Origin of the sequence: Pseudomonas sp. OV546 (assembly GCF_900116845.1) — a bacterium.
Lineage (GTDB): Bacteria > Pseudomonadota > Gammaproteobacteria > Pseudomonadales > Pseudomonadaceae > Aquipseudomonas > Aquipseudomonas petroselini.
Window position 1 is genome coordinate 75,970 of sequence record NZ_FPCE01000018.1, and the last position, 24,948, is coordinate 100,917.

Below are 24,948 nucleotides of genomic sequence, written 5' to 3' on the forward strand. Positions count from 1 at the left end.
GGGCAGGTTCGTTGTAGTGAGCGGGCTTGCCCCGCGCTGGGCTGCGAAGCGGCCCCAACACGGCCACCGCGTTCTTTCAGGTAAAACGAGTTGGCCGGATTAGGGCCGCTTCGCAGCCCAGCGCGGGGCAAGCCCGCTCACCACAAAAAGCCCGCTCACCACAGCAAGCCCGCTCACCACAAGGTCCCGCCAGCCACAGGCGTAAGGTGTTTTCATTGAGATTGAACCAACCCTGATCTCTCTTGTCCCCGCTTACCATGTCACCCCCCGCCTGCCAAATCCCTTAATTTTCCAAGCCTGCCGGAAGCCTCTCCAGGCCCCCGGCTGCGCCCGCTTTTTTTGGGCGCGCGGCGCCCAGCACCCGATTTACGCGGCAGCTGAAAACGGACTTTCTCCTCAACCGTGACTTACCAGGCAGGTTACCCCATGCAGTTCAGCGAATTATTGGCAGCGATTTCCACCCATGCGATCCGTCTGCAACTGGAAGAAGGCGACCTGATCATCCTCGGTGACGACGAGGCGTTGGAGGATGCGCTGTGGGATCAACTGATTGCTCACAAACCCCGGCTGCTGGAACTGGTGGCCGAGCATGGCGGTGACTGGCTGAGTCCGGCCTACCGCATTACGCCGGACATGCTGCCGCTGGTCAGCCTCGACCAGGCGGCTATCGACCGTATCGTCGCGGCCATCCCTGGGGGCGCGGCGAATGTGCAGGACATCTATCCGCTGGCGCCGCTGCAGGAAGGCATGCTTTACCACCATCTGTCGGCGGAGCAGGGTGACCCCTACGTGCTGCACGCGCATTTCGAATTCGACAATCGCGCACGTTTGCACGCCTTTACCGAAGCGTTGCAATGGGTGATCGATCGCCACGATATCCTGCGCACCTCGATAGTCTGGGAGCGTCTCGACGAACCGCTGCAAGTGGTGTGGCGCAAGGCAAGCCTGGCGTGCGAAGCCGTGGATTTCGATGCGCGCAACGACCGCATGGACCTGGGCCAGGCACCGCTGCTGCGCCTGGTGTTTACCCAGGATTCGCTCACCGGGTGTGTGGCGGCAACCCTGCTGTTTCACCACACCATCCTCGACCACACCGCCCTGGATGTGGTGCGCCATGAAATCCAGTTGTACCTGGCCGGCGAGCAAGCCCAGGCGGGAGAGCCGGTGCCGTTTCGCAGCTACATCGCCCAGGTGCGTCATGGCGTCAGCGAGCAGGCCCATGAGGCCTTTTTCCGCGAGATGCTGGCGGATATCGAGGAGCCGACACTGCCTTTCGGTTTGCAGGACGTACAGGGCGACGGCCTGGGTATCGACGAGGCACGCCTTGCCGTCGACAGCGCGCTGAGCCGCCGTCTGCGCACCCTGGCGCGGCCGCTTGGCGTGAGCGTGGCGAGCATGATGCACCTGGCGTTGGCGCGCGTATTGGGCGTGGTCTCTGGGCGCGACGCGGTGGTGTTCGGCACCGTGATGCTCGGCCGCATGGGCGCGGGCGAGGGCGGTGAGCGGGCCCTGGGCATGTTCATCAACACCTTGCCCTTGCGCGTAGACGTGGGCGAGCAGAGCGTGCGCGCCGGGGTCAAGGCGACTCACGAACGCCTCACCACCTTGCTCAACCACGAACATGCCTCCCTGGCGCTGGCCCAGCGTTGCAGTGGCGTTGCCGCACCGACGCCGCTGTTCAGCGCCATGCTCAACTACCGCCACAGTGCCGCCACGGACATGGCCGAGGTGATCGAGATCGCCGAGGGCATTCGCGTTCTCAGCGCCGAGGAACGCACCAACTACCCGCTGACGGTCAACGTCGATGACCTGGGTGAAGATTTCGCCCTGACCGTGATGGTCGACGCGTCCATCGGTGCCGAACGTGTCGCCACCTACTTGCATACCGCTCTGGAAAGCCTGGCCGAGGCCCTTGAACAGCGACCGGATATGCCGCTCAGCGGCCTGACTATCCTGCCCGACACCGAACGCCAGAGCCTGTTGCATCGCTTCAATCACAGCCCCGCGCTTTACGCCGACACCGCCCTGATCCACCAGCACGTCGAAACCCACGCCGCCGCCCAGCCTGAAGCCATTGCCTTGCGCTTCGACAACCAGCGCCTCACCTACCGCCAGCTCAACGAGCGCGCCAACCAAGTCGCCCACCGCCTGCTGGCCCAGGGCATCCGCCCGGATGACCGCGTGGCGATCTGCGTGGAGCGTGGCCCGGAAATGATCATCGGCCTGCTGGGCATCCTCAAGGCCGGCGCCGGCTACGTGCCGATCGACCCGGCGTACCCGCTGGAGCGCATCGCCTACACCCTGGCCGACAGCGAACCCTTGGCCGTGTTGGTACAAGCCAACACGCGCCATCTGGTTGGCGACTTGCCACAGGTCGACCTCAACGGCCTGCGCGGTGAATCCATCGTCAACCCGCGGGTCAACGTCAGCCCGGCCCACCTGGCCTATGTGATCTACACCTCCGGCTCCACTGGCCAGCCCAAGGGCGTGATGATCGAGCACCGCCAGGTCGCTCGCTTATTCACGGCCACCGAGCACTGGTTCGATTTCAACCGCAACGACGTCTGGGCGCTGTTTCACTCCTTCGCCTTCGACTTCTCGGTCTGGGAAATCTGGGGCGCGCTGATGCACGGCGGCCAGTTGCTGATCGTGCCGCAACTGGTCAGCCGCTCACCGGACGAGTGCTACACGCTGCTGTGCGAAGCAGGTGTGAGCATCCTCAACCAGACGCCCAGCGCCTTCCGCCAATTGATCGCCGCACAAGGCCAGAACCCGCAGTCCCATTCCCTGCGCCAGGTGATCTTCGGCGGCGAAGCGCTGGAGCCGGGCATGCTCAAGCCGTGGTACGCCCGGGCGATCAACGCCGGCACGCAACTGGTGAACATGTACGGCATCACCGAAACCACCGTGCACGTGACCTACCGCGCCCTGGAGGCGGCGGACGCGCAGTTGGTGGGTGTCAGCCCGATTGGCGTGCGCATTCCCGATTTGCAACTGTATGTGCTCGACGCGCGTCGCGAGCCGTTGCCGCTGGGTGTGGTCGGTGAGTTGTACGTGGGCGGCGCCGGTGTGGCGCGCGGTTACCTCAACCGTGACGCGCTGACCGCCGAGCGCTTCCTGCCCGACCCGGCCACCGGTCTGCGTATGTACAAGACGGGTGACCTCGGTCGCCTGCTGGCCGACGGCAGCGTCGAATACCTGGGCCGCAACGATGACCAGGTGAAAATCCGCGGTTTCCGCATCGAACTGGGCGAGATCGAAGCGCACCTGGCCAGCGCCGAGGGTGTGCGTGACGCCGTGGTGATCGCCCGTGAAGATGCGCCGGGTGACAAGCGCCTGGTGGCCTACGTGATTGCCGAAGGCGCACTGCGCGCCGCCGACCTGCGTGACCACCTGCTGCTGAGCCTGGCCGAACACATGGTGCCCAGCGCCTTTGTGCAGTTGGATCAATTCCCGTTGACCACCAACGGCAAGCTTGATCGCAAGGCACTGCCCGCACCGGACGCCGATGCCCTCGCTCGACGGGGCTATGAAGCCCCCCGAGGCGCGGTGGAAAACGCCATCGCGGCGATCTGGCAAGACCTGCTCAAGTTCGAGCACGTGGGGCGTGACGACAACTTCTTCGAACTGGGCGGCCATTCGCTGTTGGCGGTCAAGCTGATCGAACGCATGCGCCAGGTCGACCTCAGCGCCGACGTGCGTGTGCTATTCGGCCAGCCGACCCTGGCGGCACTGGCGGCGGCGGTGGGCGGGCAGCAAGAGGTGCAGGTCCCGACCAACCTGATAACCCACGCCACCACGCACATCACCCCGGACATGCTGCCCCTGGTGGAACTGGACCAGGCGGCCCTCGACCACATCATCCAGCGCGTGCCCGGCGGCATCAGCAACGTGCAGGACATCTACGGCCTGGCGCCGTTGCAGGCCGGTATTCTCTATCATCACCTGGCAACCACCGAGGGCGATCCCTACGTGTTGCAGGTGCAGTTCAGCTTCAACGACCAGGCGGCGGTGGACGCGTTTATCCAGGCCCTGCACAGCGTGATCGAGCGCAATGACATCCTGCGCACCGCGATCCTCTGGGAAGGCCTCAATGAGCCGGTGCAGGTGGTGTTGCGCCAGGCCGCGCTGGCCGTCGAGCGTATCGACGAGCCTTTTGAGCAACTGCAGCAACGCTTCGATCCTCGTCACTTCCGCCTCGACCTGAGCCGTGCCTCGCTGATGCGTTTTGCCTACGCCGAGGAGCAGGACCGTTTCGTCGGCATCCTGCTGCTGCACCATATCCTGCTGGACCACACCGCCCTGCAGGTGTTGGTGGCAGAAATGAGCGCGAGCCTGTCCGGCAACAGCGCGCAATTACCCGACGCCGTGCAGTACCGCAACTATGTGGCCCAGGCACGGCTTGGGGTCAGCCAGGCGCAGCACGAAGCATTTTTCAGCGAGATGCTCGGCGATATCGACGAGCCGACCCTGGCCTTCGGGTTGCAGGACGTGAATGGCGACGGCAGCGGCATCCTTGAAGCCCACCTGCCACTGGAACCGGCCTTGAGCCTGGGCCTGCGCGAACAGGCGCGGCAATTGGGCGTGAGCACGGCGAGCCTGGTGCACCTGGCCTGGGCGCAGGTGCTCGGGCAAGTGTCCGGCCAGCAGGCGGTAGTGTTCGGCACCGTGTTGCTGGGGCGCATGCAGGGCGGCGAGGGCGCCGACCGGGCGCTGGGGATGTTCATTAACACCTTGCCGCTGCGCGTCAGCCTGGGCAGCGTCGGCGTACAAGCCGGTGTACGCGCCACCCACGCGCGCCTGGCGCAGTTGCTCGGGCATGAGCACGCGTCGTTGTCCCTGGCCCAGCGTTGCAGTGGCGTGCCGGGTTCGCTGCCGTTGTTCAGCACCTTGCTCAACTATCGTCACAGCGCGCCGGGCGAGGCGCCGGGGCACAGCCCGTTCGCGGCCTCCGGCATCCAGATTCTCAGTTCCGAAGAACGCAGCAACTACCCGCTGGTGCTCAACGTCGATGACCTGGGCACAGGCTTTGCCCTGACCGTGCAAGGCGTGGCGAGCCTGGACGTGCAGCGCGTGGGCGACTACATGCTCACCGCGTTGCGCCATCTGGTGACCGCCTTGCAGCAGGCGCCCACCACGCCGCTGCAGGCCATCTCGATCCTGCCGGCCGCCGAGCGCCACCAATTGCTGGTGGACTTCAATGCCACCGCCCGTGATTACCCAGCGCACCTCACCGTGCATCAACTGTTCGAGGCTCAGGCGCTGGCCCGTCCGGAAGCGGTGGCAGCGGTGCATGGCCCGCTGTCGTTGAGCTACCGCGACCTCAACCGGCGCGCGAACCGCCTGGCCCATCACCTGCTCAACCAGGGCGTGCAGCCGGGCGAAAGCGTGGCGATTGCGCTGCCGCGTTCGCTCGACCTGTTGATCTGCCAACTGGCGATCCTCAAATGCGCGGCGGTGTATGTACCGCTGGACGTCAATGCGCCGGTCGAGCGCCAGGCGTTTATCGTGCAAGACAGTGGCGCGCATCGGGTGCTCAGCAGCCTCGTAGACCTGAACCTGGACGGCCTGTCGCCGCGTAACCCTGAACTGCCCCAGTCCTCGGAGAGCGTCGCCTATATCCTCTACACCTCCGGTTCCACCGGTGCGCCCAAAGGCGTGCAAGTGCCGCACCGCGCCATCTCGCGACTGGTGCTCAATAACGGCTATGCCGAGTTCAACGCGCGGGACCGCGTGGCGTTCGCCTCCAACCCGGCGTTCGACGCCAGCACCCTGGATGTGTGGGCGCCGTTGCTCAATGGCGGTTGCGTGGTGGTGGTCGAGCACGCGGTGCTGTTGTCCCAGGCCGCGTTCGCTGCGTTGTTGCAGGAGCAATCCGTCAGCGTGCTGTGGATGACCGCGGGGCTGTTCCACCAGTACGCCGATGCGCTGATGCCGGTCTTCCACCAGTTGCGCTACCTGATTGTCGGCGGTGACGTGCTCGACCCGCAGGTGATTGGCCGGGTGCTCGAACACGGCAAACCCCAGCACCTGCTCAATGGCTACGGGCCCACCGAAGCCACCACGTTTTCCACCACCTTTGAAATCACTCGGGTCGGCGAGGGCGGTATTCCCATCGGTAAGCCGATCGCGAATGCCCAGGCCTACGTGCTGGACGCGCGCCAGCAACCGGTGCCGCTGGGCGTGGTCGGCGAGCTGTACATCGGCGGTGCGGGCGTCGCCACGGGCTATTTGAACCAGCCGCAACTGACCGCCGAGAAATTCATCCCCAACCCGTTTGGCGACGGCGTGCTGTACCGCACCGGTGACCTGGCTTGCTGGCAGGCCGACGGCACCTTGCTGTACCAGGGGCGCAATGACCTGCAGGTGAAGATCCGTGGTTTCCGTATCGAGCCCGGCGAGATCGAAACCTGCCTGGCCAGTTTCCCTGGCGTGAAAGACACCGTGGTGCTGGCCCGTGAAGACGAGCCGGGCGACAAACGCCTGGTCGCCTATTACACGGCCGGTGCGGCGCTGGAGATCGAAGCCCTGCGTGCGCATTTGCAGGGCCAGTTGCCGGACTACATGGTGCCGTCGGCGTATGTGTGGCTGGAGCTGTTGCCGCTCACCGCCAACGGCAAACTCGACCGCAAGGGTCTGCCGGTGCCGGATCAGAGCGCGTTGTTAAGTCGCGGGTTTGAAGCCCCGGAAGGCGAAGTGGAAACCCAACTGGCGCAGATCTGGCAGGACGTGCTCAAGCTGGAGCGGGTCGGGCGTCACGATCATTTCTTCGAACTGGGCGGGCATTCGTTGCTGGCGGTCAGCCTGATCGAGCGCATGCGCCAGGTCGGCCTGAGCTGTGACGTACGCGTTTTGTTCAACCAGCCAAGCCTGGCGGCGCTGGCCGCTGCAGTGGGCAGCGGCCGGGAAGTCGTGGTGCCGGCCAATGGTATTCCGCTGGGTTGCACGCAGATCACCCCGTCGATGCTGACGTTGGTGCCGCTCGACCCGGCGTCCATCGAGCGTATTGTCGCGAACGTGCCGGGTGGTGCGGCGAATGTGCAGGACATCTACCCACTGGCGCCGTTGCAGGAAGGCATTCTTTACCACCACATCAGCGCCGAGCAGGGCGATCCGTACCTGCTGCAATCGCGCATGGCGTTCGACAGCCTGGAGCGTCTGCACGGGTTCATGGGCGCGCTGCAACAGGTGGTGGCCCGCCACGACATCCTGCGTACCGGCGTGGTCTGGGAAGGCCTGGACAGCCCGGTGCAAGTGGTGTGGCGCGAGGCGCAGCTGGTGGTTCAGGAGGTTGCCCTGGACCCGGCGGACGGCGGCATCATCGAGCAGCTGCACGCACGCTTCGACGCTCGCCACTACCGTCTGGATATCACCCAGGCGCCGTTGCTGCGCATGGTGTATGCCCAGGATCCGCAGCACAACCGGGTCGCCGCGATCCTGCTGTTCCACCACTTGGCGCTGGACCACACCGCCATGGCCGTGGTGGGCCAGGAGATGCGTGCGTTCATGTTCAACCAGGCCCAGGACTTGCCCGTGGCGGCGCCGTTTCGCAATTACGTGGCCCAGGCGCGCCTGGGCGTCAGCGTGGAGGAGCACGAGGCGTTCTTCCGCGACATGCTCGCCGACGTGGAGGAACCGACCTTGCCGTTCGGTGTGCAGGACGTGCAGGGCGATGGGCGTGATATCGAAGAGGCCGAACAGCCGCTGGACGCCGCGCTGGCTAGGCGGGTGCGCGAGCAGGCGCGGCAGTTGGGGGTCAGCGCGGCGAGCCTGATGCACCTGGCCTGGGCACAGGTGCTGGGGCTGGTGTCCGGGCGTGATGACGTGGTGTTCGGCACCGTGTTGATGGGCCGCATGCAGGCCGGTGACGGTGCGGACCGCGCGCTGGGCATGTTCATCAACACCCTGCCGCTGCGCGTCGACGTGGCGGCGACTGCCGCTGCTGCGGTCAAGGCGACTCATGGGCGCTTGAGCGCCTTGCTCGGCCATGAACACGCGTCCCTGGCGCTGGCCCAGCGTTGTAGCGGCGTGGCGAACGCATCGCCGTTGTTCAGTGCGTTGCTTAACTACCGTCACAGCAGCCCCGACGAAATGGCCCGCGATGGCCATGGCATCTGGGAAGGCGTGCAATTGCTCGGCGGTGAAGAACGCAGCAACTACCCGTTGACCTTGAGCGTGGACGACTTGGGTGAGGGCTTCGGCCTGACCGTGTTGGCGCTGCCGCAGATCGGCGCCCAGCGCCTGTGCGCCTACATGCACAACGCCGTGGAGCAGTTGGTGGCCGCCTTGGAAAGCGCACCGCAGACCGCGCTCAACCAACTGCCGATGCTGGCGGCGACGGAGCGCGAAACCCTGCTGCGCGACTTCAACGCCACCGTCCATGATTTCCCGCAGGGGCAGACCGTCCACGGTGCCTTTGAGGTCCAGGCCGAACGCCAACCCCAGGCCGTCGCGGTGCTGCAAGGCGGTGAGGCGTTGACCTATGAACAACTCAACCAGCGCGCCAACCAACTGGCCCATCACCTGCTGGCACTCGGTGTACAGCCCGACGACCGTGTCGCGCTCTGCTGCCGTCGCGGCCCGCAGATGCTGGTGGGCTTGCTGGGCATCCTCAAGGCCGGTGCCGGTTACGTGCCCATCGACCCGGCGTATCCCGCCGAGCGCATCGCCTACCTGCTGCACGACAGCGCACCCGTGGTGGCGGTGGCCGAAGCCAGTACCCGCGCGTTATTGGGCGAGGTCGCCAGCGTAGACCTGCATGACCCACGCTTGCAGCAGCTCGCCGTCACCAACCCACCACTCGACACGCTGACCCCGGCGCACCTGGCCTACGTGATCTACACCTCCGGCTCCACCGGCCAGCCCAAGGGCGTCATGGTGGAACACCGTACCGTGGAAAACCTCGTGCATTGGCACTGCGAAGCCTTTGGCCTGGGTGCCACGGGCCACACCAGCAGCGTCGCCGGGTTCGGTTTTGATGCGATGGCCTGGGAGGTGTGGCCGGCACTGTGCGTGGGGGCCACCTTGCACCTGCCGCCGGCCAACGTCGGCAATGAAAACATCGATGAGCTGCTGGCCTGGTGGCTGGCGCAGCCGCTGGACGTCAGCTTCCTGCCGACGCCGGTGGCCGAATACGCCTTCAGCCAGCAGCTGCAACACCCTACGTTGCGCATCCTGCTGATCGGCGGCGATCGCCTGCGTCAGTTCACTCACGAGCGGCGCTTTGCGGTGATCAACAACTACGGTCCCACCGAGGCCACCGTGGTTGCCACCTCCGGCCGCGTGCGCGCCGGGCAGGTGTTGCATATCGGTCGGCCGATCGCCAATGCCAGCGTCTACTTGCTGGACGCGCAATTGCGCCCAGTGCCGGTGGGGGTGACGGGCGAGCTGTATGTGGGCGGCAGCGGTGTGGCGCGGGGTTACCTGAACCGGCCCGACCTGACTGCCGAACGCTTCCTGCAAGACCCATTCAACGCCGGGCGCATGTACCGCACCGGCGACCTGGCGCGCTGGCTGCCCGATGGCAACATCGAGTACCTGGGCCGTAACGATGACCAGGTCAAGCTGCGTGGCGTACGGGTGGAACTGGGGGAAATCGAAAGCCGCCTGGCCGCCCTGGACGGCGTCGGCGAAGCGGTGGTACTGGTGCGCGAAGGTCGCTTGATTGCCTGGTTCACCGCACAGCAACCGCTGGACATCGATACCCTGCGCACGCAGCTGCAAGCCCAATTGCCCGATGCGCTGGTCCCGGTCGCCTATGTGAAGCTGCACGCATTACCGCTGACCGCCAACGGCAAGCTCGACCGCAAGGCGCTGCCGGAACCCGATCACGCCGCGCTGCTGACCCGTGTATACGAAGCGCCCCAAGGCGAAGTTGAAACCACCTTGGCGCGCATCTGGGCCGAGGTCTTGCACGTCGAGCAGGTCGGTCGCCATGACCACTTCTTCGAGCTGGGCGGCCATTCGTTGCTGGCCGTCAGCCTGATCGAACGCATGCGCCAGGTCGGCCTGAGTGCCGATGTGCGCGTGCTGTTCAGCCAGCCGACCCTGGCCGCACTGGCCGCCGCCGTCGGCAGTGGTCGCGAAGTGCAGGTGCCGGTTAATCGCATTCCCGCCAACTGCCGGCGCATTACGCCGGACCTGCTGACCTTGGTGGAACTCGACCAGGCAACGATCGACCAAGTGGTCGCGCAAGTACCCGGCGGTACGGCGAATGTGCAGGACATCTACCCGCTGGCGCCGTTGCAAGAGGGCATTCTCTACCATTACATCACCGCTGAGCAGGGCGACCCGTACCTGCTGCAAACGCACCTGGCGTTTGACAGCCTCGAACGTCTCAACGCCTTCACCCAAGCGTTGCAACAGGTGATCGATCGTCACGATATCCTGCGCACCGGCGTGGTCTGGGAGGGCTTGGCGCAACCGCTGCAAGTGGTGTGGCGCACCGCCGAACTGCAGGTGCAGGCGCTGCACCTGCAAGGCGATGTACTGGCCGGCCTGCACGAACGTTTCGATGCACGACGCTATCGCCTGGACATCAGCCAGGCCCCGCTGATCCGCCTGATGTATGCCCAGGATCCCGCCCATCAACGGGTGGTCGCGGTATTGCTGTACCACCACATCGTCCTCGACCATACCGCGTTTGACGTCGTGCTGCGGGAAATGCAGGGCTTCCTGCTCGGCCGGCAAGTGCCAGCGGCTGCACCGATGCCGTACCGCAACTACGTGGCTCAGGCGCGGTTGGGCGTGAGCGAACAGGAGCACGAAGGCTTTTTCCGCGCAATGCTCGGCGATATCGACGAGCCGACCTTACCCTTCGGCTGGCAGGACGTCCGCGGCGACGGCAGCGCCATCGAGGAGCACAGCCTGCGCCTGCACAGCGACCTCAACCGCCGCTTGCGGGCCCAGGCCCGGCTGATGGGGGTGAGCACGGCGAGCCTGTTTCACTTGGCGTGGGGCCAGGTGCTGGCGGCGACATCGGGCCGCCACAGCGTGGTGTTCGGCACCGTATTAGTCGGACGCCTGCAAGGCGGCGAGGGCGCAGACCGCGCCCTGGGGGTATTTATCAACACCTTGCCGCTGCGCCTGGACATCGACGGTCAAGGCGCACGTGCCGCCGTACGGGCGACCCACGAACGGCTCAGCGCCTTGCTCGGCCATGAACACGCGTCCCTGGCGCTCGCCCAGCGTTGCAGTGGGGTCGCTGCCCCGGCCCCGCTGTTCAGCTCAATGCTCAATTACCGTCACCGTGGCGCGGCCACCCGCTCGCAAGAGGCGCAGCAGGCCTGGGAAGGCATGCAGACCCTGGTCAACGACGGACGTACCAACTACCCGTTGACCTTGAACGTGGACGATTTGGGCGATGGCTATGACATCACCGCCCTGGCACGCGTCGACGCGCAACGCGTGTGCGATTACCTGCAGACTGCGCTGTCGGGCCTGGTCGAGGCGTTGGAGCATGCGCCGCAACACGCGCTCGATCGTTTGCCGATCCTGGGCGCCGAAGAGCGCAATAAGCTGCTGGTCGAATTCAACTCAACCGAGGTGCCGTACGATCTCGATCAGACCCTGCAGGGGCTGTTCGAAGCCCAGGCCGAGCGCACGCCGGAGGCGGTGGCGGTGATTGCCGCAGAGCAACGGCTGACCTACCAGGCACTCAACGAACGCGCCAATCGCCTGGCCCATCACCTGCGTGAGCGCGGCGTACTGCCGGATACACGGGTGGGGATCTGCCTCGAGCGTGGCCTGGACATGGTGGTCGGCCTGTTCGCCATCCTCAAGGCCGGCGGCGCCTACGTGCCGCTGGACCCGGCCTACCCCCAGGAGCGCATCGCCTACATGCTGCAGGACAGCGCGCCGGTGGTGGTCCTCGCGCAAGCGACCACCCACGCGCTGCTGGGCGACGTGCCGGTGATCGAGCTTGATCACGTCACGTGGCAGCACCAGCCCGCGACCAACCCCCAGGTCCCGGGCCTGACCGCTCGCCACGCCGCCTACGTGATCTACACCTCCGGCTCCACCGGCGAGCCCAAGGGGGTGATCAACGAGCACGCCGGGGTGGTCAACCGCTTGCTCTGGATGCAGGACGCCTACGGGCTCAACGCTGAGGACGCGGTGCTGCAGAAAACCCCGTTCAGTTTCGACGTGTCGGTGTGGGAATTCTTCTGGCCACTGTTTACCGGTGCGCGCCTGGTGATGGCGCGTCCGGGCGGGCACAAGGACCCGGCCTATCTGTGCGAAGTGATCGAGGCGCAGCGGATCACCACCTTGCACTTCGTGCCGTCGATGCTCGACGTATTCCTCGCCCATGGCGATGTGAGCCAGGCCGAAGGGTTAGTCCGTGTGATGTGCAGCGGCGAAGCCCTGCCGGGCAGCCTGGTGCGGCGCTTCAAGCAGCAATTGCCGGGCATCGGCCTGTACAACTTGTATGGCCCCACCGAAGCGGCGGTGGACGTGACCGCTTGGAACTGTGCGCGGCCCGAGGTGCCGGACAACACACCGATTGGCAAACCCATCGCCAATACCCGCATGTACGTACTGGATGCACAGTTGCAACCGGTGCCATTGGGCGTGGTGGGCGAGTTGTTTATCGGCGGGGTGCAGGTGGCGCGGGGTTACTTGAACCGTGCGCAACTGACGGCCGAGCGTTTCCTCAAGGACCCGTTCACCGGCGGGCGCCTGTACCGCACAGGGGACGTGGGCCGTTACCTGCCCGATGGCAATATCGAGTACCTGGGGCGTAACGACGACCAGGTAAAAATCCGTGGCCTGCGTATCGAACTGGGGGAAATCCAGGCGCGCTTGAGCGAACACGCATCGGTCAAGGACGCCGTGGTGGTGGCCCGCGACGAGCGCCTGGTCGCCTACTACACCGGCGAGCACACGCCCGTCGAAAGCCTGCGTGCCCAGCTGCTACTGCACCTGCCGGACTTTATGGTGCCCGCGCTGTTCGTGCACCTCGACGCGCTGCCCTTGAGCCCCAACGGCAAACTCGACCGCAAGGCCCTGCCGGCACCGGGCATGGACGCACGGCGGGTACGCGCGTTCGAAGCCCCCGAAGGGGACACCGAAATCCTGCTGGCCCGGCTCTGGGTTGAACTGCTCAACGTGGAGCGGGTAGGGCGGCATGACAATTTCTTTGAACTGGGTGGGCACTCGCTGCTCGCCGTCAGCCTGATCGGGCGCTTGCGCCAGGAAGGCATGGAAGCCGACGTGCGCGCGTTGTTCGAACAGCCGACCCTGGCTGGCTACGCCGCATTGACTGAACGAATGGAGATCGTCCTGTGAGCATCAACCAACTGCTGGCGACGCTAAAGACCAAGGACATCCAGCTGGCGCTCAAGGGCGAACAGCTATCGGTGCAGGGCAACAAGCAAGCCTTGAGCGACCCGGCAATCCTCGCCGCCTTGCGCGAGCACAAACCGGCGTTGATCGAACTGATCAAGGCCGGTGAATACTCGGCGACGAAGGCGGGCGTGGTCGACGTGCCCGCCAATGGCATCCCGGCGGACGCCGAACGCATCCTGCCGGCGATGTTGACGTTGTCGACGCTGAGCCAGGACGAGATCGACCGTATCGTCGCCAGCGTCGACGGTGGCGTGGCGAATATCCAGGACATCTACCCGCTGGCGCCGTTGCAGGAAGGCATTCTGTTCCACCACGTCAGTGCCGAGCGGGGCGACCCGTACGTGATGCAATCGCAATTTTCCTTCGACAGCCTGGAACGGTTCGAGGCGTTTGCCCAGGCCCTGCAAGCGGTGATGGACCGTCACGACATCCTGCGCACAGGGGTGGTCTGGGAGGGCGTGCAGCAACCGTCGCAAGTGGTGTGGCGCCGCGCGCGCCTGCCGGTGCAGGCCTTGGCGCTGGACCCGGCCGACGGCGACATCGCCACGCAACTGCACGCCCTGTTCGATGCTCGCCACTATCGCCTCGACGTGTCCCAGGCGCCGCTGCTGCGTCTGGTGCGGGCCGAAGACGTGGCCAATCAACGTATCGTTGCCAGCCTGCTGTTCCACCATATGGCCCTTGATCACAGCGCCCTGGAAGTGGTGTGCCACGAGCTGCAGGCCTACCTGTTGGGGCAGGGCGCGGCGTTGGGCCAGGCCGTGCCGTTTCGCAATTATGTGGCTCAGGCGCGGTTGGGGATCAGCGAGCAGGAACACGAACACTTCTTCCGCCAGATGCTTGGCGACATCAGCGAACCCACCTTGCCGTTTGGCTTGAGCGATGTGCAGGGCGATGCGCGGGGCATTAACGAGGTACACCTGGCGCTGCCGGCGGTGCTGTCGCAACGGCTGCGAGCACAGGCACGGCAACTGGGGGTCAGCGCAGCCAGCCTGTTCCATTTGGGGTGGGCGCAGGTGCTGGGGGTGTTGGCCGGCAAGGAACAGGTGGTGTTCGGCACGGTGTTGATGGGCCGCATGCAGGGCAGTCATGACACAGACCGGGCGCTGGGTATCTTCATCAACACCTTGCCGTTTCGCGTGGACGTGGGCAGCGAGGACGTGCGCGCCGGGGTCAAGGCGACTCATGCGCGGCTGACGACGTTGCTGCGGCATGAACACGCACCGTTGGCGTTGGCCCAGCGGTGCAGTGGCGTGGTGGCGCCGACGCCGTTGTTCAGCGCCTTGCTCAATTATCGCCACAGTGCCTCGGCCGCCAGTGACGAAGCGATCTCGGCCTGGCAGGGGATCGCTGCGCTGAGCGCTGAGGAACGTACGAACTACCCCTTGACCCTGAGTGTCGACGACCTTGGTGATGACTTTGCCCTGAGCCTGCTGGCCAGCAACCTGGTCGATCCGCAGCGCGTGTGTGCCTACGTGCAAACCGCCTTGGAGAACCTGCTGACCGCGCTGGAGCAGGCGCCAGGCACCGCGCTCAACCAAGTGTCAGTGCTTCCGTTCGCCGAGCAGCAGTGGTTGTTGGAACACTTCAACGCCACCCACACGGATTTCCCCCGAGGCACCACGCTGCACGGGCGCATCGAAGCCCAGGCCGCGCTGACGCCTGATGCGATTGCCGCCGTGCACCAGGGCCGCCAGCTGACGTATGCCGAACTCAACCAGCAAGCCAACCTGCTGGCCCATCACTTGCTGGCGCTGGGGGTCAAGCCCGACGACCGTGTTGCCATCGTCGCCCGCCGTGGCCTGGACACCCTGGCCGGCCTGTTGGCGATTCTCAAGGCCGGCGCCTGCTATGTGCCGGTGGACCCGTCGCACCCGGCCGAGCGCCTCAACTACCTGCTCAGCGACAGCGCCCCGGTGGCGGTATTGACCCAGCAGGCCTTGCTGGAGCGCCTGCCGGCCCTGGATGTGCCGGTGATCAACCTCGATCGCTACACCTGGCAGCACCATTCGGCGAGCAACCCCAAGGTGGCGGTCACGCCGTCCAACCTCGCTTATGTGATCTACACCTCCGGCTCCACCGGCCTGCCCAAGGGCGTGATGGTGGAGCACCACACCGTCGCCAATCTGGTGGACTGGCATTGCAACGCCTTTGACCTGCGCGCCGGGCGCCACACTGCCAGTGTTGCCGGGTTCGGCTTTGACGCGATGGCCTGGGAAGTCTGGCCGGCGCTCTGCGTCGGCGCGACCCTGCACCTGCCACCGGCCCATGACGGCGCCGAGGATGTCGACGCGCTGCTGGCCTGGTGGTGCGCGCAGCCCTTGGACGTGTGCTTCCTGCCCACGCCGGTGGCCGAGTACGCCTTCAGCCAGCAGATCGAACACCCGACGCTGCGCACCCTGTTGATCGGCGGTGATCGCCTGCGCCAGTTCGGCCGGGCGCAGCGCTTTGACCTGATCAACAACTATGGCCCCACCGAAGCCACGGTGGTCGCCACCTCCGGCAAGGTCGAGGCCGGCCAGCCGTTGCACATCGGCAAACCCATCGCCAATGCCACGGTGTACCTGCTGGATGAGCAGCAACGGCCGGTGCCGCTGGGTGTGGCGGGGGAGTTGTACGTGGGCGGCAAAGGTGTGGCGCGCGGCTATCTGAACCGCCCGGAGCTGACCGCCGAACGCTTCCTGCACGACCCGTTCAACGCCGGGCGCATGTACCGCACCGGCGACCTGGCGCGCTGGCTGCCGGACGGCAATCTTGAGTACCTGGGCCGCAATGATGACCAGGTGAAGATCCGTGGCATGCGCATCGAACTGGGCGAAATCGAAGCCCAACTCAACCAGTTGGCGGGTATCCAGGAAGCCGTGGTGCTGGTGCGTGAAGAGCGGCTGGTGGCGTATTTCACCGAAAACAGCCAACTCGACCCGCTGGTGGTGGCCGAACTCCGCGCCCACCTGGTGGCGCATTTGCCGGACTACATGGTGCCGGTCGCCTACGTGAAGCTGGACGCGTTGCCCCTGACCGCCAACGGCAAGCTCGACCGCAAGGCCCTGCCGGCGCCGGACATGGCCGCCGTGTTTACCCGCGAGTACGTGGCCCCCGAAGGTGAAATCGAAAACGTGCTGGCGCAGATCTGGGCCGATGTGCTGCAAGTGGAGCGGGTGGGGCGTCGCGATCATTTCTTCGAGCTGGGCGGGCATTCCCTGCTGGCCATGCGCATGGTCTCGCAGATCCGCCAGCGCCTGGGCGTGGAGTTGCTGCTCGGCGACTTGTTTGCCAATGCCGAACTCGCGGCGGTCGCCGAGGTGTTGGCCCAGTCCGGTCGCAGCGCCTTGCCGGATATCCTCCCGGCCAATCGTGACGAAGACACGCCGCTGTCTTTCGCCCAGCAGCGCCTGTGGTTCCTGGCGCTGATGGAAGGCGCCAACACCGCCTACAACATTCCTATCGGCCTGCGTCTGCGTGGGCAGTTGCACGTGGAGGCGCTGCAACGCGCGCTGGCCCGCATCGTCGCGCGCCACGAAACCCTGCGCAGCCGCTTTGCCCAGCACGGCGATGACGCCCAGGTATTAATCGTACCCGCCGAAGACGTGCTGCCCCTGCAAGTGCAGGACCTGCGCCGCCACCCGCAACCCCAGCAGGCACTGGACGCATTGATCCACGGCGAAGCCTCGGCACCCTTCGACCTGGAGCGCGGCCCGCTGCTGCGCGGGCGTTTGGTGGTCATGGCTGACGATCACCATGTGTTGCTGCTGACCCTGCACCACATCGTCTCCGATGGCTGGTCCATGGGCGTGCTCACCCGTGAACTGATGGCGCTGTACCAGGCGTTCAGCCACGGCCAGGCGGACCCATTGCCGCCGTTGCCGATCCAGTACGGCGACTTCGCCGTGTGGCAGCGCCTGTGGCTCAGCGGTGAAGTGCTGCACCGCCAGAGTACCTATTGGCAGCAGACGCTGGCGGGTGCGCCGGCCTTGCTCACGTTGCCCACCGACCGCCCGCGCCCGGCAGAGCAGGACTACGCCGGCAGCAGCGTCGACGTGCGCCTGGACGAACGCCTCACCGCCGGGCTCAAGGCGTTGAGCCAACGTCACGGCACCACGCTGTACATGACCCTGATGAGCGCCTGGGCCTCGTTGCTCGCGCGGTTGTCCGGGCAGCAGGATGTGGTGATCGGCTCACCCGTGGCCAATCGCACGCGCAGCGAGGTGGAAGGGCTGATCGGCCTGTTCGTCAACACCCTGGCGGTGCGCATCGATACCTCCGGCGAGCCGAGCACCGAGGCGCTGCTGGCGCGGGTCAAGGCCCAGGCCCTGGCGGCGCAGGCCCACCAGGACCTGCCGTTCGAGCAAGTGGTGGAAGTTACCCGCCCGCCGCGCAGCCTGGCCCACAGCCCGCTGTTCCAGACCCTGCTGACCTGGCAGGACAGCAGCGCGCCGACCCTGGCCCTGGGCGACCTGGCTTTGGAAGGTATCGTCGAGAACAGCCACTTTGCCAAGTTCGACCTGTCCCTGGACCTGGGGGAAGTGCAGGGCACGATCATCGGTGCCTTGGAATACGCGGTAGCGCTGTTCGATGAGTCGACAGTGCAGCGGTATATCGGTTACTTCACCCGGGTGCTGCAGGCCATGGTCGATAACGACCAGGCGGTGCTGGAGCAGGTGCCGCTGGTGGACGAGCGGGAGCGTCAGCATCTGCTGTTCGACTTCAATGCCACCGATGTGGCGTACAACCTCGACCAGACCTTGCATGGCCTGTTCGAAGGGCAGGCGATGCGTACGCCGGATGCCGTGGCCGTCAAGGCCGGTGACCAGGTATTGACCTATGCCGAGCTGAATGCGCGGGCCAACCAGCTCGCTCACCACCTGTTGGCGCTTGGCGTACAGCCGGATTCACGGGTGGCGATCTGCGTCGAACGGGGCCTGGACATGGTCATCGGCCTGTACGCGATCCTCAAGGCCGGTGCCGCCTATGTGCCGCTGGACCCGGCGTATCCGCTGGAGCGTATCGCCTACATGCTGGAAGACAGCGCGCCTGTCACGGTGCTGGCCCAAGGCGCGACACGTGCACTGCTGGGGGACGTGGCGGTGGTCGACCTGGACCAGCCGACCTGGCAGCACCAACCCGTCGACAACCTGCCAGTGGCTGGCGTCAGTGCCTACGTGATCTACACCTCCGGCTCCACCGGCCAGCCCAAGGGCGTGATCAACGACCACCCCGGCGTGGTCAACCGCCTGCTGTGGATGCAGGACGCCTATGGCCTGCAAGCCCATGACCGGGTGCTGCAGAAAACCCCGTTCAGCTTCGATGTGTCGGTGTGGGAGTTCTTCTGGCCGCTGTTCACCGGCGCCTGCCTGGTGATGGCGCGCCCTGGCGGCCACAGAGACCCGGCCTATCTGTGCGAAGTGATTGCGGCTGAGCGCATCACCACGCTGCACTTCGTGCCGTCGATGCTGGATGTGTTCCTGGCCCATGGCGATGTGAGCCAGGCCGAAGGGTTAGTCCGCGTGATGTGCAGCGGCGAAGCCTTGCCCGGCAGCCTGGTGCGGCGCTTCAAGCAGCAGTTGCCAGGCAGCCAGTTGCATAACCTGTATGGCCCGACCGAAGCCGCCGTCGATGTGACGGCCTGGAACTGCGCCGGTGCGGTGACGCCGGACAACACACCGATTGGCAAACCGATCGCCAATACCCGTATGTACGTGTTGGATGCCCACCTGCAGCCGGTGCCATTGGGCGTGGTCGGCGAGTTGTTCATCGGCGGCGTACAAGTGGCGCGCGGCTACCTGAACCGGCCTGAATTGACCGCCGAGCGTTTCCTCAAGGACCCGTTCACCGATGGCCGCCTGTACCGCACCGGTGACGTCGGCCGCTACTTGGCGGATGGCACGCTGGAGTACCTGGGGCGCAATGACGATCAGGTGAAAATCCGTGGCCTGCGTATTGAATTGGGGGAGATCCAGGCACGCCTCACCGACTACCCACCGGTCAGCGAAGCCGCCGTGATCGCCCGCGACAATCGGCTGATTGCCTACTACACAGGTACGTTCAGCGACATCGACGCGTTGCGCGCTCACCTGCTGAACCATCTGCCGGAATTCATGGTGCCGGCCATTTTCGTGCATCTCGACGCCTTGCCGCTGAGCCCCAACGGCAAGCTCGACCGCAAGGCACTGCCCGCGCCGGGCCTGGATTCAGTGGTGGCGCGTGAGTACGAAGCCCCCCAGGGCGATACCGAAATTGCCTTGGCCAGCCTCTGGGCCGAACTGCTCAACGTTGAGCGCGTGGGCCGTCACGACAACTTCTTCGAGCTGGGCGGGCACTCGCTGCTCGCGGTCAGCCTGATGGGACGCATGCGCCGCCTCGGGTTGTCGGCGGATGTGAAGGTGTTGTTCGGTCAGCCCACGTTGTCGGCCTTGGCGGCGGCACTGGGCGGTGGTCGTGAAGTCGCGGTGCCGGACAACGGCATTGCGGCCGATTGCGCTTATATCACCCCGGACATGTTGCCGTTGATACCGCTGGATCAGCCGGCCATCGAGCGTCTCGTCGCCTGCATCCCCGGCGGTGCGGCGAATGTGCAGGACATCTACCCGCTGGCGCCGTTGCAGGCCGGCATGCTCTATCACCATCGCGCGGTGCAGACCGGCGACGACTATGTGCTGCGGGCGCAGTTTGCGTTCGACAGCCCGCAGCGGATGCACGCATTTGCCCTGGCCTTGCAGGCGGTGATCCAGCGTCACGACATCCTGCGTTCGTCGTTCCATTGGGACGGCTTGGAAGAACCGGTGCAGGTGGTATGGCGCGAAGCCCCGCTGTGCGTCGAAAACGGGCCGGTGCCGGAACGGCTCGATGTGGCCCAGGCACCGCTGATGCGCCTGGTGTGCGCCGAGGACACTGCCACGTTGCTGTTTCACCACTTGGTGATGGACCACGTCGCCCTGGAGATCCTGCAACACGAACTGCAGGCGTTCCTGTCGGGCACGCAGCACACGTTGGGCGCGGCCGTGCCGTACCGCAACTATGTGGCCCAGACCCGACTGGGCGTTGACGATCACGAGGCGTTCTTTCGTGAGATGCTCGGCGAGATCGATGAACCGACTCAGGTCGACAGCCTAGGCCGCACGGAGCAGGTGCAACGGGCCCTCGACCCGGCGTTGAGCCAACGCCTGCGTACTCAGGCGCGCCAGTCCGGGGTGAGCGCCGCCAGCCTGATGCACCTGGCCTGGGCCCAGGTGCTGGGCAAGGTCTCGGGCCGCGAGCAGGTGGTGTTCGGCACCGTGATGCTCGGCCGCCTGCAAGGCGGTGAAGGCGCCGAGCGCGCCATGGGCGTATTCATCAACACCCTGCCGCTGCGGGTCGACCTGGGCCAGCACTCGGTGCGCGACGCCTTGCGGGCCACTCACACGCGGCTGACCCACTTGCTCAGCCATGAGCAGGCGCCGTTGGCATTGGCCCAGCGCTGCAGTGGCGTGCCCGCAACGACGCCGCTGTTCAATACGCTGTTCAACTATCGCCACAGCGCGCCGCAAGCGGCAACCGAGGCGTTACAGGGTATCCAGTTGCTCAAGGCCGAGGAGCACAGCAACTACGGCCTGTCGTTGAGCGTGGATGATCTGGGTCAGGGGTTCTCCCTCAAGGCCGTGGGGCAGGGCGCCCGCCGTTTGTGCGATTACCTGCAGGTTGCCGTGGAGCAGGTGGTGCAGGCGTTGGAACAGGGCGGTACGACTGCCATCAGCCACGTGCCGATCCTGCCCGCCGCCGAACGCCAGCAGCTGCTGGATTTCAATGCCACCACGCGGCCCTTTCCGCGCGAGCACACGGTGCAACGCCTGTTCGAAGCCCAGGCCCAGGCCCGTCCTGCTGCGTTGGCGGCGCTGCAGGGCGAGCATTCACACGGCGTCGTGACAATGAGTTACGGCGAACTCAACACGCGCGCCAATCGCCTGGCTCATCATCTGATGGGCCTTGGGGTGCGTCCCGCCGATCATGTGGCGATCCTGCTGCCGCGCTCGCTGGACCTGCTGGTCAGCCAGTTGGCCGTGCTCAAATGCGCTGCCGCGTATGTGCCGCTGGATATCAACGCCCCCGCCGAGCGCCAGGGCTTCATGCTGCAGGACAGTGGTGCGGCCTGGCTGCTGACCCGCAGCGACGCGTCCGTTGACTACCCGGCGCAGCGCCTGGACCTGGACACCCTGGTCCTCGATCCGCAACCGAGCCACAACCCGGACCTGTCGCAGTCCTCCGACAGCGTGGCGTACATCATGTACACCTCCGGCTCTACCGGCACGCCCAAAGGCGTATTGGTGCCCCATCGCGGCATCACGCGCCTGGTGCTCAACAACGGCTACGCCGACTTCAACGCCAGCGACCGCGTGGCCTTTGCCTCCAACCCGGCGTTCGACGCCAGCACCATGGACGTATGGGGGCCGTTGCTCAACGGCGGCCAGGTGCAGGTGATCGACCACGCCACCTTGCTCGATCCGACGGCCTTTGGGGTGGCCTTGGCGGACGTGACGGTGCTGTTTGTCACCACGGCGCTGTTCAACCAGTACGTGCAGCTGATTCCCCAGGCCCTGGCGGGCTTGCGCATCCTGCTGTGCGGCGGCGAGCGTGCCGATCCGGCGGCATTCCGCAGCCTGTTGGCGCGTGCGCCGGCGTTGCGCCTGGTGCATTGCTACGGACCGACTGAAACCACCACTTACGCCACTGCCTACGAAGTCCGGTCGCTTGCGGAGGACGCCGACAGCGTGCCCATCGGTCGACCGATTTCCAATACACAGCTCCATGTGCTGGATGCGCAGTTGCAGCCGGTGCCATTGGGCGTGACCGGTGAAATCTGCATCGGCGGGGATGGCGTGGCCAAGGGGTACTTGAATCGACCGGCGCTGACGGCTGAAAAGTTTGTGCGCGACCCATTCGACGCAGACGCCTTGATGTACCGCACCGGCGACCTCGGCCGCTGGACGGCGGGCGGCCTGCTGGAATGCATCGGGCGCAATGACGACCAAGTGAAAATCCGTGGTTTCCGCATTGAATTGGGCGAGATCGAAGCGCGCCTGGCGACCTTCGCGGGTATTCAGGATGTGGTGGTGCTGGCCCGCGAGGACGCGCCGGGAGACAAGCGCCTGGTGGCGTATTTCACCTGGGCCGATGAACCCGTCGCCATCGACAGCGTGCGCGCCTACCTGCAGGGCCAACTGCCGGAATACATGCTGCCGTCGGCCTTTGTGCCGCTGGCGCACCTGCCGTTGACGGCCAACGGCAAGGTCGACCGCAAAGCCTTGCCGGTGCCTGCCCTGGAAGCCTTGAACCGCCGCGATTTCGAGGCGCCAGCCGATGCACTGGAGCAGAGCCTGGCGGCGCTGTGGACCGAGGTGTTGAAGGTGGAGCAAGTCGGTCGTCATGACAGCTTCTTCGAGTTGGGCGGGCATTCATTGCTGGCGATCCGGCTGGTCAGCCTGATGGATGAAGCGGGGTTGGCGGTGTCGCTGGCCGAGCTGTTCCAGCACGCCAGCGTGGCCTCGGTGGCCGCGATGCTGCGCCAGCGTACGGATGCGCCGGTGCGCGACACCTCGGTGATCACGGTGCGCAGCAGCGGGGCGCAAGCGCCGTTGTTCCTGGTCCATGAGTTCAGTGGCATGGACGTGTATTTCCCGGCGCTGGGCCAGCATCTGCCCGGTGACTATCCGATTTACGGCCTGCCGGGCTTGGCGCTGGGCGAGCCGCACCTGAACACCATGGAAGGCCTGGCGGCGCGGCTGGTCGGGTTGATTCGCGGCATTCAACCCCATGGGCCTTACCGGGTCGCCGGCTGGTCGTTCGGCGGGGTGCTGGCCTATGAAGTGGCAATGCAACTATTGGGGCTGGATGAACCGGTGGCATTCCTCGGTTTGATCGACAGCTACGTGCCGCGCATGACCGACCAGGGCAAGGCGCGCTGGAGCGGGCCGGACGCGCTTAAGCGGCACTTGTTGTTGCAGTGCACGGCGTATTGGAAAGCACAGGGAGGTGTGGATGAACTGGCGAGCCTTGGGCAATTGGAGTCGCAGATTGGACAGCTGGACTTTGCGGGCCTGCTGCAACGCTGTCGCGATCAAGGTCTGCTATACGCGCAAATGGCGGCGGCTGCGGACGCGGACCTCTTGAGCTTTATCGAACGGGAAGTCGGGCACGGGCATGCGCTGGCGCACTACAGCGTGTTCCCGTTGCCGGTTGCGGTGCATCTGTTCAGCGCGAGTGAGCGTCCGACCGAGTTGTCACGACGCAGTGATTCGCTGGGTTGGATCGATGCCTTGGCGCCAGGGCAATTGCGCCAGGTGGAGGTGCCGGGAGATCACCAGAGCATGATGCAGGCGCCGCATATCCAGGCGCTGGGGCAGGCGCTGACCGAGGCCTTGGCGACGAGTGCGCCGGTGGTTCAGGCGCAGCATCAACCGTTGCTGCGAATTCAGAGTGGCCGGGCGGGGTATGCGCCGGTGTTCTGCGTGCCGGGGGCCGGAGATAGCGTCACCGGGTTTGTGGGCCTGGGCGAAGCGCTGGGGCGCGACTGGCCGCTGTTCGGCTTGCAGCCGCGCGGGTTGGAGGGGCAGGCGGTGCCCCATAGCCAGGTGGAAGCGGCGGCGCGGTGTTACTTGGCGGCGCTGGAACAGGCGTGTCCGCAGGGACCGGTGCATTTGGTCGGGCACTCGTTTGGTGGCTGGGTCGCGCTGGAGATGGCGTTGCGGTTGCAGGCGGCCGGGCGGGAGGTGGCATCGTTGACGGTGATCGACAGTGAGTCGCCTGGGGGCGCCGCGAAGGTTTACACCACCACGGCGGCGTTGATGCGCTTGATTGAGGCGATGCAGTTGTCGGCCGGGAAATCGCTGGGGATTGATCGGGTCGACTTTGTCGGGTGTGATGAGGTGACGCAGCGCCAGCGGCTACACGCAGGGATGGTCGGCGTTGGGTTGTTGCCGGGGCGCGCGGCTGTGGATGCGATGGATGGGCCGGGGCGGACGTATGCGGCGGCTTTGCGCACGGCGTATCGGCCTGTTCAGCGTTTTAACGGGATGGTGCGGTTGGTATTGGCTGAAGACCCAGCGCTGGATGCGGCGGGGAATCAGCGGGAGCAGGGGGGGATGATTGAGGGGTGGCGGCGACAGGGGAGTGGGTTGCAGGTTTGGTATGGCGGGGGGAATCACTTTACGTTGCTCAAGGCGCCGAATGTTTTTGGGTTGGCGCGGTGGTGGTTGGGTGGGGTTGTGGTTGGGGAGGTGGTGTCTTGAGGTTTTGCTTGGGGTACATATCCGTTGCTGCGGTAACGGCGGCTTATGGTTCCGCTCTTACAGCGGGTCACTTTTGGAAGGACCCAAAAGTAACCAAAAGGTCCTCGCCCCACCACTCGGTGCCTCGCCTAGGCTCGGCATGCCCTCACTCCGGCTTTGGAGCGTGGGCCGCCGCGCTGGGCCATCCTTGGCCCAGCGCGGCTAACCCGGCGTCCTGCCCGCGTGGTTTTACGGGGCGCCGAAGATCAAAAGCCAAAGCAGGGCGCGGCGGCCTTAAAGCCGACCGGTATTGCGATTGTCGATCGCGGTTCAAATGTGGGAGGGGGCTTGCCCCCGATGGCGG

Annotated in this window: 2 protein-coding genes; both read left to right on the plus strand. The window is 65.6% G+C overall.

What is annotated here, in order from left to right:
* Positions 1-426 precede the first annotated feature (426 nt).
* A complete protein-coding gene (locus BM403_RS28495; protein WP_093546285.1) occupies positions 427-13,287 on the plus strand; it encodes a non-ribosomal peptide synthetase in 12,861 nt (4,286 codons plus the stop codon).
* The gene (locus BM403_RS28500) at positions 13,284-24,605 is read left to right on the plus strand and encodes a non-ribosomal peptide synthetase (RefSeq protein ID WP_093546288.1); all 11,322 of its coding nucleotides are present in this window, start codon (positions 13,284-13,286) and stop codon (positions 24,603-24,605) included. Before BM403_RS28495 ends, BM403_RS28500 begins: the two co-directional genes overlap by 4 nt.
* Positions 24,606-24,948 lie beyond the last annotated feature (343 nt).

Excerpts from the sequence above, each read along its gene's own strand:
- BM403_RS28495 (WP_093546285.1), top strand. The coding sequence starts at position 427 with ATGCAGTTCAGCGAATTATTGGCAGCGATTTCCACCCATGCGATCCGT.